This is a genomic window from Thalassotalea piscium, from assembly GCF_030295935.1.
Lineage (GTDB): Bacteria > Pseudomonadota > Gammaproteobacteria > Enterobacterales > Alteromonadaceae > Thalassotalea_B > Thalassotalea_B piscium.
This window is the reverse complement of sequence record NZ_AP027362.1, coordinates 1061481-1078944: the sequence shown is the minus strand read 5'-3', so window position 1 is coordinate 1078944 and position 17464 is coordinate 1061481. Positions and strand designations below refer to the sequence as shown.

Sequence of the window (17464 nt, the reverse complement as noted above, 5' to 3'; positions counted from 1 at the left end):
ATTACTTTAAGTACTGCATGAATTTTACAGTGCTTTGTTCAACAAAGCCACTTTCTGTTTTCAAGATCATATAAACGGCTAGCTCATGCTGCTCTGCAAAAGCGAGTGCTTTTTCTTCACCCATTACCATCATCGCAGTAGATAAACCGTCTGCAGTCATCGAGGAAGGGTGAATAACGGTAATAGAAACCAGTTTATGGTTAATAGGCTTCCCAGTGTCAGGATCTATAATGTGGGAGAATCGTTTACCATCAACTTCATAATAATTACGGTAGTCACCAGATGTCGCTACCGCATTATTTTTAGGCACAATAATTTGCTGTACAACACGATCTGTACTTACGGGTTTCTCAATCGCAACATGCCAAAGCTCTCCGGTGTGCTTAAAGCCTTTTAAGCGCATCTCTCCGCCTATTTCTACCAAGTAATCATTAATACCATTTTGTTCAATTAACTCAGCAACAATATCAACACCGTAGCCTTTAGCAATAGTAGAAAGGTCAACGTATAAGTCTGGACTTGATTTACTCAATAAATTACCTTCTAACGATAATTTTTCTAACCCTACACGTAAGCGAGCTTCTGCTATTTCGTCATCTGATGGTACAGTTTCTGGACGATATTCTGGACCAAACCCCCAAAGGTTAACTAAAGGGCCGACCGTTACATCAAGCTTACCACCACTTATTTTACCAATACGGAAAGCTTCGCTTATAACACGAGCTAGCCCTTTTGATATTTCAACAGGCTCTAAGGATGTTGATGAATTAAATCGTGAAAGCTCAGAATCAGCTATATAAGTAGACATTTCTTGATTTAGTTGTTTTAGCGACTTATCAATATGCTGCTGTAAGTATTTTGTGTCGACTGAATTATGATCGACAATCACTTTAATATTGTAAGTCGTCCCCATAGTTTTACCATGCAGCAACACCTCCTGCTTCGTCGTATTATTACTTGGAAAGCATCCCGACAATGCCAGAAAAAGAAGCGTTACGATCAGCAACTTTAATTGGTTCATTCTAATACACCCTAAAAATTTATTTATCTAAGCAACCTATTGCTAATAATACCAGCTTCACTAAATAAGTGATCTATTTTATACGCAGTGAAAACAGTCAAATACAAGGCATTTATTTTCATAACTAGTTGTTCAGGGCAATTATGCTCCAGCATTGCCCACATAACCACATAAGCTACATCCTTGTAGCGATAATTATAAAATAAATAACGCAGTAGTTGATTGTTTTAACCAGTAGAAATGATCAGATAATTAGTGAGATTGGTATAAGTTGCTTAGATAAATAAAAGGTGACCTAAGTCACCTTTTATCTGTAAATAATTAGTTTATTTATCGTTGCCTTTTAAATACTAGTCATGTCCAAAGTGCACTACCTATTTTACTCGATAGACACTACAACCTTTGAGCAATATTTAACATGCAATTTAAATTAACAATTACCCACCAAAATCATCAAGTAAGATGTTTTCTTCTTCTACACCTAACTCTTTCAACATATGTATTACCGCAGCATTCATCATTGGTGGACCACACATGTAATATTCACAATCTTCTGGCGCTTCATGGTCTTTAAGATATTGCTCAAAAAGAACATTATGAATAAAGCCAGTTAAACCGTCCCAGTTATCTTCTGGTTGAGGATCAGATAATGCTACATGCCATTCAAAATTATCATTTTCAGCGGCAAGCATATTGTAATCATCTTCATAGAACATTTCGCGTAACGAACGTGCTCCATACCAAAAGCTCATTTTACGCTTAGAGTGAAGGCGGTTTAATTGATCAAAGATATGTGAACGCATTGGTGCCATACCTGCACCACCACCAATAAAGACCATTTCAGCATCTGTATCTTTAGCAAAAAACTCACCAAATGGACCAGAAATAGTAACTTTATCACCTGGTTTTAAACTAAATATGTACGAAGACATCTTACCTGCTGGTAAGTGAAGCTTTCCAGGAGGTGGTGTTGCAATACGTACGTTAAGCATAATTATACCTTCTTCCAAAGGATAGTTAGCCATCGAGTATGCACGCAATGTTGGCTCATCAACTTTTGATTCAACATCGAAGAAACCAAAATGATTCCAATCGCCACGATATTTTTCATCAATATCGAAATCTTTATATTTAATATCGTATGCTGGTGCTTCAATTTGAATATAGCCACCTGCACGGAACGGTACAGATTCACCATCAGGAATCTTTAGTTTCAATTCTTTAATGAAAGTCGCTTTGTTATCGTTAGAGATAACTTCACACTCCCATTGTTGAACACCAAAGATTTCATCTTCTATTTCAATATCCATGTCTTGCTTAACAGCAACTTGACATGATAAACGACAACCTTCTTTAGCTTCGCGTTTAGTAATATGACCCACTTCAGTTGGTAAAATATCTCCACCACCAGAATGAACGTGTACACGACACTGACCACAAGTACCACCGCCGCCACATGCTGAAGGGATAAAAATACCTTTATCAGCAAGTGCGCCTAATAATTTACCGCCTGCAGATGTCACAACTGACTTTTCAGGGTCGCCATTAATTGAGATAGTTACGTCACCCTCTGCCACTAATTTTGATTTAGCGAATAGAATCACTAATACCAAAATTAATACAATAGCGGTGAACATTCCTACGCCGAGAATTATTTCCATCGACTTATCCTTTGCACTTCTTTTGAGAAGATACTAAATCGTATCTTCTACGTTAATCTTATTATAACGAAATACCACCGAAAGAAAGAAAGCCAAAAGCCATCAATCCTGCAGTAATAAACGTAATACCCAAACCTTTCAAGCCGTCTGGCACGTCAGAATATTTCATCTTCTCGCGCAGCCCTGCTAGTAACACAATAGCAAGCGCCCAACCAACACCAGAGCCAAGGCCATAAACCACTGATTCACCGAATGTTAAGTTTTTAGCTACCATAAATGATACGGCGCCAAAAATTGCACAGTTTACAGTGATAAGTGGCAAGAAAATGCCTAATGCTTGATAAAGTGCAGGGAAGTATTTATCTAATACCATTTCTAGTATTTGTACTAACGCAGCAATTACACCGATGTAAGTAATAAAACCTAAGAAACTTAAGTCTATTGACTCTTTCGGATCTGTAATACCCAAAAGACCATCTAGTGCACCCGGTGCCAGCACTGATTGATAAATGATTTGGTTTACTGGAACCGAAATACCAAGTACTACAATAACTGCAACACCTAAGCCTATAGCAGTACTAACTTTTTTAGATACCGCTAAGAAAGTACACATACCCAAGAAAAAAGATAACGCTAAGTTTTCAATGAATATCGTTTTAATAAATATACTAATATAATGTTCCATGACTTAATCCTTCTCTACTTGCGCAGGTTTCCACTGGCGTATAGCCCAGATGATTAAACCAATAATGAAGAAAGAGCTAAAGGGTAAAACCAATAATCCGTTCGCTTGGTACCAGCCATCATTTTGAATTAATGGTAATATTTCATATCCAAATAATGTACCAAAGCCAAGTAATTCACGGAAAAATGCTACAGTCACTAAAATAAAGCCGTAACCTAAACCATTACCAATACCATCTAAAAAGCTTAAGCCTGGTTTCTCTTTCATGGCAAATGCTTCCGCACGTCCCATAACAATACAGTTAGTAATAATTAAACCAACAAATACTGACAACTCTTTCGATAATTGATAAGAAAATGCCTTAAGGACTTGGTCAACCACAATTACCAACGAAGCAATAATTGCCATTTGCACGATAATACGTACGCTAGAAGGTATATGGTTACGGATAATTGATATAAACAAGTTAGAAAATGCTGTTACCAAAATAACCGCTACACTCATTACAATGGCATTTGCCATTGAACTTGTTACAGCAAGTGCCGAACAAATACCCAACACTTGAAGTGCGATCGGGTTATTGTCAACAATAGGACTTATTAATACTTTTTTCGCATCTGAAGACATTAGTTTAGCCCTCCACGATTTTTAGCAATGAAAGGACCATACCCTTCGTCACCTAACCAAAAATGTAATGTGTATTCAACACCGCGACTCGTTAATGTTGCACCCGATAAAGCATCAACTGCATGCTCATCACCTTTTTTAGCGCCACCTTTAACTACTTTTATCGCAACATCACCTTGCTCATCAAACATTTTTTTACCCGGCCATAATGCTTTCCACTTAGGGTTCATTACTTCGGCCCCTAAGCCTGGAGTTTCCTTATGATCAGAATAAACAACGCTTCTAACTGTATTTAAATCAGCTTCTAAGCCTACATAACCGTACATTAGGTCCCATAAGCCTGAGCCAACAATAGGTAACACTACCGTTTGAACTTTACCCGCTTCATTGTGAACAAGGTAAACAACAGCAGTGTGAGAACGGCGATTAATACCCGCGATATCATCTTCTACCTTTTCTGATTTAGCTGGGTCACGTGCGTTACGACGTTCATCAAATAATAATGGGTCACCTTCAATATATTCGCCACTATCAAGATCGATCATCTTCGCTTCAACTAGCTTGTTAAAAGTACCCACGATATCTTTACCTGCAACGTCTAAAAGTTCTGCAGCTTCCAATATTTTTGTTTGTTGATCTAATAACTTATTAGCTACTTGCTTATCTTTTAGCATGACGGCAGAAAAAGAAACTAATGCCGCACAAACCAAACAGACTACAAAAACAAAACCAACTGTTTTGCCAAATGATTCTTTATTACTAGACATTACGAGCAAGCCTCCGTTTGATGTTGCTTTGCACTACAAAGTAGTCAAACAACGGGGCGAATAAGTTAGCAAATAAAATTGCTAGCATCATACCTTCAGGGAATGCAGGGTTAACTACACGTACTAGTACCACCATAATACCTACGAGGGCACCAAACCAGTATTTCCCAGTATTTGTAAATGACGCAGACACAGGGTCTGTAGCCATAAACATCATACCGAAAGCAAAACCACCAACAACTAAATGCCAATACCAAGGCATGGCGAACATTGCATTTGTGTCACTACCAATTGCGTTAAATAGCATTGAAGTAACCACCATGCCTGCAAACACACCTAAGACGATACGCCAAGACGCTATACCCTTATAAAGAATATAAGCACCACCGAGTAGAATAGCAGCAGTTGACACTTCGCCTATTGAACCAGGAATAAAGCCCCAGAAAGCGTTCCACCAGTCAGCACTCATGCTAAAATCCATTGTACCAGGAACAGCCAATGCACCTTGCGCTAATGCTGTTGCACCAGAGAAACCATCAACAGCAACCCAAACTGAATCACCAGAGATTTGAGCTGGGTAGGCAAAGAACAAAAATGCTCGCCCTGCTAATGCTGGGTTTAAGAAGTTTTTACCTGTACCGCCAAATATCTCTTTAGCAACTACCACACCAAAAGTAATACCGATAGCGACTTGCCATAACGGAATGGCAGCTGGCAGTATTAACGCAAATAAAATTGAAGAAACGAAGAAGCCTTCGTTGACTTCATGTTTGCGAACACTAGCAAATAACACTTCCCAAAAACCACCAACTATAAAGGTAGTGGCATAGATAGGTATAAAGAAACAAGCACCGTATAGCATCATAGTAAACCAGCCGGAAGTTGCTGTAAGTTCACCACCTAGCATTGTAAATAATGCAACCTGCCATGTATCAGGTAAAGCATAATTTAACGCTAAAGCTTCTGTTGCTTGAAAACCAATGTTGTACATACCAAAAAACATTGCTGGAAATACCGCTAACCACACAGTGATCATGATACGTTTCAAGTCAATACTGTCTCGAATATGTGTTTTACCCTTAGTCACATAACCAGGAGTAAATAGACCCGTAGCAACTGCTTCATATAAAGCAAACCACTTCTCATGTTTGCCACCTTTTTCAAAATGTGGCTCAATATCTTCAATAAACTTTTTCAAGCCCATGACTAACCTTCCTTCTCAATTATGGTTAGGCAATCACGAAGTAATATGCCGAAATCTGTTTTACCTGGGCAAACAAATGTACATAAGGCTAAATCTTCTTCGTCAAGCTCTAAGGCACCAAGTAATTGTGCACTATCGGTATCACCGGCAGCTAAATCACGCAAGAACATGGTAGGTAAAATATCTAATGGCATAACACGTTCGTAGTTGCCAATTGGCACCATAGCTCGTGAACTACCATTGGTAGTAGTCGTCATATTGAATAACTTACTTGGGAACAAGTGAGACATATAAGCTCGTGTTACCGAGAACATATTAGGTCCTGGGTAAAAGTATCCAATAAAGTTTTTATCACGCCCTTCAAGTAAAAGACTTACTTGCATGTGAAAGCGGCCTAAATAACTGTGAACATTTTTTGCTGTTTGGCCATTTAATAACGAGCCAGAAACCGCACGTACTTCGCCTTCAGTTACTTCGCCATCAATTAAATCACTGATATTGGCGCCAAGTAGAGTTCGCACTAAACGCGGTTTTGATGCCGCTGGACCAGCAAGTGAAACAACACGTGTGTTATCTATTTCACCGGTAGTAAAGAACTTACCAAATGCGATCACATCTTGATAATTTAAATGCCAAACTGAACGCGTAGCGCTTGCTGGCTTTAAAAAGTGAATGTGAGTACCAACCAAACCTGCTGGATGCTTACCTGCAAACTCGGTTACTACTGCATTAGCTGCAACCGGAATATTAGCCCCTGGTGCTTTTGAAACAAAAACTTCACCTTCAGTTAAACGGCTTAATACCGTTAAACCATTTTGGAATGCTTCGCTTTGTTCGCTAATAATAACTTCAGGATCAGCTGCTAAAGGATTCGTGTCCATAGCGCTTATAAAAATCGCAGACGGAGTAGAATCAATTGCAGGGGTTCTACTGAAAGGACGAGTGCGTAACGCAGTCCATAATCCAGATTTAACAAGATTATCAACAACTATATCGCGAGATAATGATGATAATTCATTAGCAGGATAGCTAGTAAACGTTTCTTGCTCATTGCCATCTATTTCAATAACAACAGATTGCAAAATACGTCGTTCACCACGGTTAATTTCAGTTACCACACCGGCTGCTTGAGCTGTGAATATAACGCCAGGGTTCTTTTTGTCTTCAAAAATTGCCTGACCTTTTTTAACACGATCGCCTACTTTAACAAACATAGTCGGTCGCATTCCCACAAACTCTTCACCTAGTGTTGCAACAGTTTTGATGGCAGAACCATCATGGATTACCTGCTGGGGAGCGCCACTAACAGGAACATCCAGACCTTTTTTTATTGTAATCATAAACACTTGCACTACTTTGACGGGAGTATCAAAACTTATCAAACCACCTAAACCACTGATAAATCAGTAGAATAAGCAAGATATAATAAAGTATTTGATTTCAGTGTATTTCAGCAGAAGACATCTTTTTAAATACTTAAAAATTAAATATGAAAAAAGAGCAACTACCGGCTCTAAGTTAAAAATATTCTGGGGCGAATTTTAGCACAATATTTAATTATTGCACTACATTGATAGAAGAGATTCATCACTATTTAACACTCTTTGATGATTTTTCATCCGAACGCTTCCCTTTCAATATTTTCATTTAATAAAAAGGCCAATATTTAAATATATTAGGGCGTGTTGATCTTTGCTGTACATTTTTGTACTCAAAAGATCAACACGCCTTAGCCTCTTATCTCATTCTAACAAATCGATTAATCCACTAAATTATTAATTGGGACTAAAGGATCGACATCTCTTTCATAATCAACACTATCGAAGCCAAAACCAAAAAGGTTTAAAAACTCATTATGGTAACCAACATAATCTGTCAGTTCATCTATAGTATCGGTATCAACAGTATCCCAAATATGTTGTATTCTAGCTTGCACCGAATCATCTAACTCTTTGTAGTTTTGACTTAATCGCCCAGCTTCGTCTAATCTAGGGTTACTGTTATATAGGTTTTCAACAAATAGCGCTTGAATTTGTTCGATACATCCTTGATAAATCCCATCACTTTTCATTACTTTAAACATCGCCGAGATATAAAGGGGCATAATTGGGATCGCTGAGCTTGCTTGAGTTACTACAGCATTGAGTGAAGTAACATAAGCTTTGCCGTCAATTTCACTAGTAGAGGCTGTAATTGCTGCAGCTGCTCGGTCTAAATCTTCTTTTGCTCTGCCAATTGTTGCGTGGCCATATATTGGCCAGGTTAACTCTTTACCAATGTAAGTATATGCCGTAGTTTTAAAGTTTGGCGCTAAAACACCTGCTTCAGACAATGCTTTGATCCATAACTCCCAGTCTGCGCCACCCATAACATTAATTGTGCCTTGAATTTCAGCGTCATTTGCCGCTTCAACTGATACTGAGTCAATTATCCGCTTTGAGGTGTTTAAGTTTTTGGTTGTTACGCCTTTACCTATTGGCTTAAGTGTTGAAGAGTAAACTTCACCTGTATCTGGGTCAGTGCGGCGCGGAGAGGCTAAGCTATAAATGATTAAATCAACCTGCCCTAATTCTTCTTTAATAATATTAATAGCTTTTGCTTTTAATTCATGTGAGAACGCATCACCATTAATATTTTTTGACCACAGCCCAGCTTCATCAGCCGCTTTTTGAAATGCTGCGGTATTATACCAACCTGCAGAAGCTGTTTTCTTTTCAGTAGGCTCCTTTTCGAAAAATACACCTAGTGTTTTAGCGTTACAACCAAATGCAGCCGTAATACGTGATGCAAGTCCGTAACCAGTAGATGCACCAATAACTAATACATTTTTAGGCTTATCTGCCGCTTGTGTTTGACTTTTTACATAAGCTATTTGCTCATTTACATGTGCCTCACAACCTGTTGGGTGTGCATTTGTACAAATAAAACCACGTATTTTAGGTTTAATAACCATAAGATCGCCTTTTAAAGATTGATTTCAAGAAAATTGCTGCATAGTTTACTCTGCTTAAAAAAATAAGAGGTACGAGCAGTTAATATTAATAAAAATTTAATTATGTTACTTACGGGCTTTGTTTTTCCCGCCACCTAAACAATTAGGTGAAAGTGGTGTATTCGCTTCATAATAGTCATGCCACTCTTTTTCAGTATAGGTATGAAGTGCTAACGCATGAATATGCTCTGCGAGCTCTGTAGCTAATACGGCATTTACCGCACGATGACGTTTAATTAACCGCTCGTCTTCAAATTCTTGTGCAACAATAATCACTTTAAAGTGAGATTCACTGCCAGGGGGAACATTATGCTTATGGCTTTCATTTATTACATCAAGGTGTAACGGAGAAAATGCAGCAAGTAATTTTTGTTCAATAACAGCTTTGATTGACATTTTTTTCCCTTAAATTTTAATAATAATTTAGCTTACTTATCTATAGTGTATTATACCAACTAGGATAAGAACACGCTTTGCAGCACTCTAATGAAATAAAGTGTGATAAACATCAATTCGGGTACCTTTATCACAAGTTTTAGTAGCTTCTTCTTAATTCTTGGTTCAGCCAACTTACGTTTTAGTTTATCATTCAATTGCAATTTTAAAGCAACCTAAAAATACTGAGTGACCATGCTAAGCCCTTTTATTGTTGAACAACACCAAGAAAGTAAAAACTTATTTCTCGAGCGTTTTCCAGCCAACCAAGTAAATCGTAGTTTACAAGCATGGGATGCCGCAGACGAATACTTATGTAATTATATCGTTCAAGAGCAACTTGTTTCTTTGGGTTCAAATGGTCAACTTCCCCACCTACTTATTTACAACGACAGTTTTGGTGCCTTAGCTGCAAACTTTAAAGATTATCGCGTAAGCTCAGTAACAGATTCATATATTAGCGAACAAGGATTAGCACATAATTTCGATTTAAATCACTTATCAAAAGATAACATTACGTTATTAACTAGTCTCGACTCAATCCCAGATGATGCAACTCTTGTGCTGTATAAAATACCTAAAAACAAAGCACTATTGATAGAGCAACTAATTACGATTAAAAACACAGTGTCACAAAACGTTATTTTTATTGCGGCAGACAAAGCAAAAAACATTCAAAAATCTACATTAGCACTATTTGAAAAATACTTAGGAACCACCACTACCTCCTTAGCCGTAAAAAAAGCACGTTTGGTATTTTGCCAATTAAATAATCAGTTGAAGCATCAGCTACCTAGCCCTACTTCTTGGTCAGTAACATCGCCTAATTTACAATTGTTTAATTTAGCCAATGTATTTGCCCGTGAAAAACTTGATATTGGTGCGCGCCATTTTATTCAGAACCTTGGAGATGTTAAGCAGCATAAACGTATCATTGATTTAGGCTGTGGTAATGGTATTGTCGGTTTATCCATTCTTGCCCAACACCCACAAGCTCATATAACTTTTGTTGATGAATCCTATATGGCAGTTGCGTCAGCAAAGATGAATGTTGAAAAAAACTTCCCTGAGCTAGTAGCTCAATGCCAATTTATAACCAATGATTGCTTAAATGATTTTGACGGTAGTAGTGTCGATGCCGTTTTTTGTAACCCACCTTTTCATCAGCAAAACGCAGTAACTGATCATATCGCATGGCAAATGTTTAAAGATAGTTACAAAGTTTTAAACAGAAACGGTGAGTTACGCATTGTCGGCAACAGACAGCTTGGGTACCATATAAAAATGAAACGACTATTCGGTAACAATACGCTGATTGCAAGCGACAATAAGTTTGTTACTTTATCTTCAATAAAAAAGTAGGTGCTAGAAATCATGATTAAATTAAAGCGTTTGGTGCGGCCTTCAATTATTAGCTTAGCGTTGTTCTTAGGGGCTTGCGCTAGCGGTATTCAGCACTTAGTTATTAATCCCGATGTATTAATACCAAGCAATACCCTGTTTGCAGGTAAATCGATTAACCTTAATACTGGTGATTTAAGAACTGCGCAGCACATGCTACAAATTATTAAAGAAGGCAAAGCAGCTGAACTAGTCACTAGCCAGTCATCACTTGCTCAACTAGTTGATAATGCTCTCTCTTCAGCCTTTAAAAAGTCTGGCGCTCAACTTGGCCCTACAGGTAATAACGTGTTAAATATTGTTATTAGTAAGGCGCTTATTAATGTGAACCAGAGCATGATGAAATATAACGCAAATAACTCAATAGAGTTAAGTATTAGTATAGACAACGGTTTACAAACATTGACTAAAAGCTATCGTAGTTCAGGCAAAAGTGAAGGTCCATTTAAAGCCGATATTGCTGTGCTAGAACGAGACTTTAACCAACAGCTAAGCAAGCTAATTACTAACATTATTAATGACCCAGAACTAATTAACTTTATGAGATAGTATATGAAAAAGCTGTTCATTTTATTAACCCTATTTAGCTGCTATTCGTTCAGTGAAGAACTATCAATAGACCCCAATAATTTATACCCTCAAGTAAAGTTTGAGACCTCTAAAGGAACCATCATTGTTGAACTAGACCGTACTCGAGCACCATTAACAGTTGATAATTTTTTAACCTATGTAGTTAGTGGTGAATACAACAACACGATATTTCATCGAGTAATAGCAGACTTTATTGTTCAAGGTGGTGGGTATAGCCCTGATTTTGATATAAAAAAAGTTAACGGTAACATTGTAAATGAATCAGGCAATGGATTAAAAAATAGCATTGGCACTATCGCGATGGCAAAAGACAATCACCCTCATACAGCTAATCGCCAGTTTTTCTTTAATGTAGCTAACAACACAAGTTTAGATCCTGGCAGACGTTGGGGATATACTGTTTTTGGCAGTATTATTGAAGGCGAAGCTGTCATTATGGACATGGCCAAAGTTAAAACTGACTATAATGAAGACATGGCTTGGAGTGATGTGCCTGTCGAGCCTATTATTTTAATTAATGCCACGCTATTACCAGAGAGCTAATAGCTCATAAATTATTAAAAAAATTAACCACAACTACAAGATGTTACAAAAATTAAATATAATTTAACCTAATATCGCTTTGACAATATTGCATTTATCTACGATAACTTAAGTAGCAATGGACAAAAGTACAAATAAGAAAAAACTACGATATTGCACCTAAAACATGTTGAGTAGCAGATCTATCAAATTGTTTTGAAATTATAGCAAGTAGTAATACTTTCCCATTTTTATTTTATGTCAATTTCGCTTAAGGATTAACATGATAATTGAGCAGTTTATCAATGAAAAAGTTATACAAATCAGTGCCTATATTAACGCTGTAATAGAAAGAACCATTCATTACACAGAATTAGACCGGTTTGTAAGTGATACTATGGAAGAATGGACTTTACTGCAGGTTGTTCATGAAACCCCCAATAGTGCTAAAGAACGAGTATTTTGGCATGTTATTCACTTACTCTGCTTACATGGAGCTCAAGCACTTATTCATAATTTATTTCTAAAAGCAGAGATAACAACCTGTGTAGACTTTATCAATGGCATAGGTAGCTATCCGATAGATTGTGTAGGTTGGCGACCGCTTCCATAATCGTACTTTTATTTGAGTAACAGGTCATTACATAAAATTACTTTGTTAGGCCTACCAAGTCTGTTAGTCTCAACAGCAATATATACAACCATAAAATCGCAACTCAATGTCGTCGACTCAAACAATCAAACAAACCTTAAGTTACTTCAAAGATCGTAAATTACTTACTATATTTTTCTTCGGTATTGCTAGCGGCTTTCCTTGGGTAATGATCGGCTCTGCAATGAGTGGTTGGCTAAAAGATGAAGGGTTAAGCCGATCAAGCATTGGTTTATTTGGCCTTATATTTGTTGCTTATAGTATTAATTTTTTGTGGTCGCCTTTAGCCGATAGAATAAAATTACCTTGGCTCACAAATGCTGTAGGACAAAGGCGCAGTTGGATTTTAGCCACACAAGCCTGTTTAGTATTAGCTACGCTAAAAATGAGCCAATTAGATGCAATAACCGAGTTAAGTTTACTCGCCTTTTTCGGGTTAATAATTGCCATCAGCGGCGCAACTCAGGATATTGCTGTTGATGCCTATCGCATAGATTCATTATCGAAGCAAAATTCAAACTTTATGGCAGCAGGCTCCGCTATGGCAACCGCAGGTTGGTGGACAGGATACGCAGGACTAGGCAGCATTCCATTTATTCTTGTGAGTAAACCCAATTGGGAATGGCCTGAAGTCTACTTAGTGCTTGCAGGTATTATGGCGCTGTTAATGTTAACAGCCATTGTCATTAAAGAACCGCAAAGTGATAGAGATGTAGCACAAGGTATTATAGAAGCTAAATATTTAAGTGCATTACCGCAATATGGTGCACGTTCGCTTGGTATTTTATTAATTCTACCGTTAATAATCATTAGTATTATTTATGCTAATATTGGTTACCCATACTGGCCAGATCAATTCATAAGTAAAAATTATAGATTTACAGCTATCACCCTAATAGTGGCAACTTTACTTATCGTTTTTGTTCAACAGTTAACTCGCCTTAACAAATCGATAGCAACCAATTCAGCAATAACTAACGCTATTAATCGAACAACTAACTTACATAAATTAACTGCTTGGCTATTAACGACTTTAGTAGCTCCAATACAAGAGTTTTTTGACCGAAATGGTACTCGATTAGCCATTTCAATTTTATTATTTATCTTTTTATTTAAACTTGGTGAAGCTTATCTTGGCAGAATGTCGATTGTTTTTTATCGCGAAGTTGGCTTTTCTAATGAAGATATCGCCTATTACTCCAAACTAATCAACTGGGCTACAACCATTGTTTTTTCGTTAATTGGCAGTGTTTTTACCATACGTTACGGTATTTTAAAAGGTTTGTTTATTGGCGGCATTGCAATGTCAGCGAGTAACTTACTCTTCTCAGTAATGGCATTAGTAGGTCCTAACCACCTATTGTTTGCATTAACCGTATTTGTTGATGGATTCACCTCTGCCTGGGGTTCAGTGGCTTTTGTCGCATTACTTTCTGTTTTATGTAATAAAAGCTTTACTGCCAGCCAGTATGCTTTAATGGCTTCTTTAGGTACCTTTGGCCGAGTAATGTTGGGCTCATACTCAGGTATTATTGTTGATTGGTTAGACGGAAACTGGGCATTGTTTTTCGTTCTTACCTCGTTAATGGTGATACCAAGCTTATTATTTCTATATTCAATTAGACACCCGTTAACCCGCCTTATTAATGAACAAAACGCATTAAATGAGCAAAGTAATACTTAGCAAATTATTGCTAATTAACCTATGATATTGAAATAATATAAATAAACATGAACTCGGGTTCATAAATGAAAATATAATGATAAGACTGTCTTTTTTATTACCCATTATAATGTGTGCTATTTGGTGGTGGTTTTTAACCAACCGTGGCTACACACTTAAAGAAGGTCTGCGCGGCTTTCTTTTTATTATTGCTTTTAATACCATTATTATTGGTTTTTTCGTGATAATGCTATTTGTTACTAATAATCAGTAATACCAGTTTAAATGTAAAGTGTTGACGCTTTATCTCCACTTGTATTTCGATTGGTATTAATTGTTAAGTAGTCAATTAAAAAGCCAATGAATTATATTCATTGGCTTTTATTTTTTAACTTTTTACTTCAAGGTGTACGCTTTAGCTTATTCAGCTAAAGGTCGCATATGCGGGAATAAAATAACGTCTTTAATCGTTGGTGAATCAGTAAACAACATAACTAAACGATCGATGCCAATGCCCTCTCCTGCTGTGGGTGGTAAACCATATTCAAGTGCCTGAATATAATCTTCATCAAAATGCATTGCTTCATCGTCGCCAGCATCTTTTTCTTCAACCTGACGTTTAAAACGCTCTGCCTGATCTTCCGCATCATTAAGCTCAGAGAAACCATTAGCTAGCTCACGACCACCAACAAAAAACTCAAAACGGTCGGTAATAAATGGGTTTTCATCATTCCGACGAGCTAGCGGTGAAACTTCCCATGGATATTCAGTAATAAACGTTGGTTGGTCCAATAAATGCTCTGCTACTTCTTCAAAAATTTCGCAAATATATTTACCAGCACCCCAAACTTTGGACGCTTCAGTTTGTTTAACGCCGACTTGTTTCGCCATCGCTTTTAGCGCATCAAAATTTGCTTCCGGGTTACGCAATATATTTTCATCTAGTACGTTGCTATGTGCTTCTTTGCCGTATTTAAGAATAGCATCAACCATTGATAGGCGTTCAAATGGCTTACCAAAGTCATAGAGTTTTTCTTCTACTACTTCGCCATCCGTGTTTTTTACCGTGTTGCGAATAATTGATGTACCCATAACATCTTCTGCTAAAGTACGTAACATTTCTTCAGTTAAGTTCATTAGATCATGGTAATCAGCATAGGCTTGATAGAACTCAATCATTGTAAATTCAGGGTTATGACGGCTAGATAAACCTTCGTTACGGAAGTTACGGTTGATTTCAAATACTTTCTCAAAACCGCCAACAACTAAACGCTTTAAATACAACTCTGGCGCAATGCGCATAAACATTTCAATGTCTAATGCATTATGAAAGGTTTTGAACGGTTTAGCAGTTGCACCACCAGGGATAGTTTGCAACATAGGCGTTTCCACTTCCATGAAGTCACGCTCAGTTAAAAACTTGCGAATACCATCAACAATTTTAGAACGTATTTTAAAAGTATTGCGTGTATCTTCATTAATAATTAAATCAACATAGCGTTGGCGATACTTAGTTTCTTGATCAGATAAACCATGAAACTTTTCAGGTAATGGACGAAGTGACTTTGTGAGTAATTCATACTTGTCCATATTGACATATAAGTCACCCTTTCCAGACATATGCATGGTACCAGTAACACCAACAATGTCGCCAATGTCTAATGTGCCCCAACGTTCTTTAATATCTTTTTGCACTGTTTTATGTGCATAAGCTTGAATGCGACCAGTCATATCTTGCAGTACCAAGAAAGGACCACGTTTAGCCATAACACGGCCAGCTATGCTGTACTCCGCTGTTTCTGCTTCAAGTGTTTCTTTATCTTTTTCGCCATGCTCAGCCTGTAGGTCTGCAGCATAATGTTTACGGTCAAATTTATTGGGGTGACCGTTAGCTGGACAATTTTCTCTAATTTGCGCTAACTTGCTACGACGTTCTGCAATTAATTTGTTTTCGTCTTGATTTACTTGGTCTGTCATTTCTTTTCCAAATAAGGAGCTTTTGCTCATTAATCCACATTAAATTAAATAATTATAAAACCTACATTAGGGCCTGTTAGTCTTTCAGTTTATAGCTGAGACTATAATGAAAGTTCAACAGCCTCTAGGCTTATAAACCTGATTTTAGCGATGCCTCAATAAACTTATCAAGATCACCATCTAAAACCGCTTGGGTATTACGATTTTCAATACCCGTACGTAAATCTTTAATTCGACTATCATCTAAAACGTAAGAGCGGATTTGGCTGCCCCAACCGATATCTGATTTACCATCTTCTAACTCTTGCTTATCTTGATTTTGCTTTTGCATTTCAAGTTCATAAAGCTTAGCTTTTAATAGCTTCATCGCTGCAGCACGGTTTTTATGCTGAGAGCGATCATTCTGACATTGTACTACTGCGCCAGTGGGTATATGCGTTAAGCGTATTGCCGAATCAGTTTTATTAACATGCTGACCACCGGCTCCTGAAGCTCGGTAGGTATCAATGCGCAAATCAGCAGGATTAATGTCAATTTCAATATTATCGTCTATTTCTGGGTAAATAAATGCTGATGCAAATGAAGTGTGTCTTCGTCCACTTGAATCAAATGGAGATTTACGTACTAATCGATGAACACCTGTTTCGGTGCGCAACCAACCATAAGCGTACTCCCCAGAGTACTTAATAGTGCAACCTTTAATTCCTGCAACATCACCATCTGTAACTTCTAACACTTCCACTTTAAAACCATGAGCTTCACCCCAGCGAAGGTACATTCTCATTAGCATTTCAGCCCAATCTTGTGCTTCGGTGCCACCAGAGCCAGATTGAATATCGAGGTAGCAGTTATTTGCGTCTTGCTCACCTGAAAACATTCGACGAAACTCTAATTGGTCTAAGCTTTTTTCGAGTGTAAGTACTTCTGATTGTGCATCATTAAATGTCTCCTCGTCTTGCTCTTCAATTGCAAGCTCAACAAGCCCTTCAATATCTTCACAACCCACATTCAATTCATTAATTGTGTTTACTACTATTTCTAGTGCAGAGCGCTCTTTTCCTAACGCTTGTGCGCGTTCAGGTTCATTCCACACATCGGGTAATTCGAGTTCTCTTTCTACCTCAACTAAACGTTCGCTTTTAAGATCGTAGTCAAAGGTACCCCCGAAGTAACTCTGTACGCTCTCGAATTTCTTTAATTTTATTAATTACTGGATTTATTTCAAACATCGTTGGCTTTATATCTTTTTGGAAATATAGCGAAATA

General features: G+C 37.5%; 18 protein-coding genes. 6 read left to right on the top strand and 12 right to left on the bottom strand.

Features of this window, described 5'->3' with window-relative positions; translation table 11 throughout:
• Position 1 precedes the first annotated feature (1 nt).
• The 10 genes from QUD79_RS04540 to bolA form a co-directional block, all read right to left on the bottom strand.
• Positions 2-1021: an FAD:protein FMN transferase gene (locus tag QUD79_RS04540; protein WP_184423777.1), complete on the bottom strand. Its 1020-nt coding sequence runs from the start codon at positions 1019-1021 to the stop codon at positions 2-4.
• 23 nt (positions 1022-1044) lie between these two features.
• Positions 1045-1185, bottom strand: coding sequence for a hypothetical protein (locus tag QUD79_RS04535; protein WP_184423778.1), 141 nt, complete (start codon positions 1183-1185; stop codon positions 1045-1047).
• 273 nt (positions 1186-1458) lie between these two features.
• Positions 1459-2682, bottom strand: coding sequence for an NADH:ubiquinone reductase (Na(+)-transporting) subunit F (nqrF, locus tag QUD79_RS04530; RefSeq protein ID WP_184423779.1), 1224 nt, complete (start codon positions 2680-2682; stop codon positions 1459-1461).
• Positions 2683-2743: 61 nt separating this feature from the next.
• The gene (gene nqrE, locus QUD79_RS04525; RefSeq protein WP_184423780.1) at positions 2744-3367 is read right to left on the bottom strand and encodes an NADH:ubiquinone reductase (Na(+)-transporting) subunit E; all 624 of its coding nucleotides are present in this window, start codon (positions 3365-3367) and stop codon (positions 2744-2746) included.
• A 3-nt stretch (positions 3368-3370) separates the two neighbouring features.
• The gene (locus QUD79_RS04520) at positions 3371-3994 is read right to left on the bottom strand and encodes an NADH:ubiquinone reductase (Na(+)-transporting) subunit D (RefSeq protein ID WP_184423781.1); all 624 of its coding nucleotides are present in this window, start codon (positions 3992-3994) and stop codon (positions 3371-3373) included.
• Complete coding sequence (locus tag QUD79_RS04515) at positions 3994-4761, bottom strand: Na(+)-translocating NADH-quinone reductase subunit C (protein WP_184423782.1); 768 nt, start codon at positions 4759-4761, stop codon at positions 3994-3996. Before QUD79_RS04515 ends, QUD79_RS04520 begins: the two co-directional genes overlap by 1 nt.
• The gene (locus tag QUD79_RS04510; protein ID WP_184423783.1) at positions 4754-5965 is read right to left on the bottom strand and encodes an NADH:ubiquinone reductase (Na(+)-transporting) subunit B; all 1212 of its coding nucleotides are present in this window, start codon (positions 5963-5965) and stop codon (positions 4754-4756) included. Before QUD79_RS04510 ends, QUD79_RS04515 begins: the two co-directional genes overlap by 8 nt.
• Before the next feature lie 2 nt (positions 5966-5967).
• On the bottom strand, positions 5968-7305 hold the full coding sequence (locus QUD79_RS04505) for a Na(+)-translocating NADH-quinone reductase subunit A (RefSeq protein WP_184423784.1): 1338 nt from the start codon (positions 7303-7305) through the stop codon (positions 5968-5970).
• Positions 7306-7724: 419 nt separating this feature from the next.
• Positions 7725-8918: an enoyl-ACP reductase FabV gene (gene fabV / locus QUD79_RS04500; protein ID WP_184423785.1), complete on the bottom strand. Its 1194-nt coding sequence runs from the start codon at positions 8916-8918 to the stop codon at positions 7725-7727.
• A 105-nt stretch (positions 8919-9023) separates the two neighbouring features.
• Entirely contained in the window at positions 9024-9353 is a 330-nt protein-coding gene (gene bolA, locus QUD79_RS04495) for a transcriptional regulator BolA (protein ID WP_184423786.1), read from the bottom strand.
• A gap of 234 nt (positions 9354-9587) precedes the next feature.
• Between bolA and QUD79_RS04490 the strand changes: the two genes are divergently transcribed.
• The 6 genes from QUD79_RS04490 to QUD79_RS04465 all read left to right on the top strand — a co-directional run bounded on the left by QUD79_RS04490 (position 9588) and on the right by QUD79_RS04465 (position 14495).
• Entirely contained in the window at positions 9588-10754 is a 1167-nt protein-coding gene (locus QUD79_RS04490) for a methyltransferase (protein WP_184423787.1), read from the top strand.
• 12 nt (positions 10755-10766) lie between these two features.
• Positions 10767-11342 carry a YajG family lipoprotein gene (locus tag QUD79_RS04485; protein ID WP_184423788.1) on the top strand — a complete coding sequence of 192 codons (576 nt, stop codon included), beginning with the start codon at positions 10767-10769 and terminating at the stop codon, positions 11340-11342.
• 3 nt (positions 11343-11345) lie between these two features.
• A complete protein-coding gene (locus QUD79_RS04480) occupies positions 11346-11927 on the top strand; it encodes a peptidylprolyl isomerase (protein WP_184423789.1) in 582 nt (193 codons plus the stop codon).
• Between the two features lie 262 nt (positions 11928-12189).
• Positions 12190-12519, top strand: coding sequence for a hypothetical protein (locus QUD79_RS04475; protein ID WP_184423790.1), 330 nt, complete (start codon positions 12190-12192; stop codon positions 12517-12519).
• A gap of 106 nt (positions 12520-12625) precedes the next feature.
• On the top strand, positions 12626-14242 hold the full coding sequence (locus QUD79_RS04470; RefSeq protein WP_184423791.1) for an AmpG family muropeptide MFS transporter: 1617 nt from the start codon (positions 12626-12628) through the stop codon (positions 14240-14242).
• 76 nt (positions 14243-14318) lie between these two features.
• Positions 14319-14495 carry a hypothetical protein gene (locus QUD79_RS04465; RefSeq protein ID WP_184423792.1) on the top strand — a complete coding sequence of 59 codons (177 nt, stop codon included), beginning with the start codon at positions 14319-14321 and terminating at the stop codon, positions 14493-14495.
• A 146-nt stretch (positions 14496-14641) separates the two neighbouring features.
• Here the strand turns inward: QUD79_RS04465 and lysS are convergent, their stop codons facing one another.
• Both lysS and prfB read right to left on the bottom strand, forming a co-directional pair.
• Positions 14642-16198 carry a lysine--tRNA ligase gene (gene lysS / locus QUD79_RS04460; RefSeq protein WP_184423793.1) on the bottom strand — a complete coding sequence of 519 codons (1557 nt, stop codon included), beginning with the start codon at positions 16196-16198 and terminating at the stop codon, positions 14642-14644.
• 130 nt (positions 16199-16328) lie between these two features.
• A protein-coding gene (gene prfB / locus QUD79_RS04455) for a peptide chain release factor 2 (protein ID WP_184423794.1) occupies positions 16329-17427 on the bottom strand; the annotation gives its coding sequence in 2 pieces (ribosomal slippage) (positions 16329-17351 and positions 17353-17427; 1098 coding nt in all).
• Between the last annotated feature and the right edge of the window lie 37 nt (positions 17428-17464).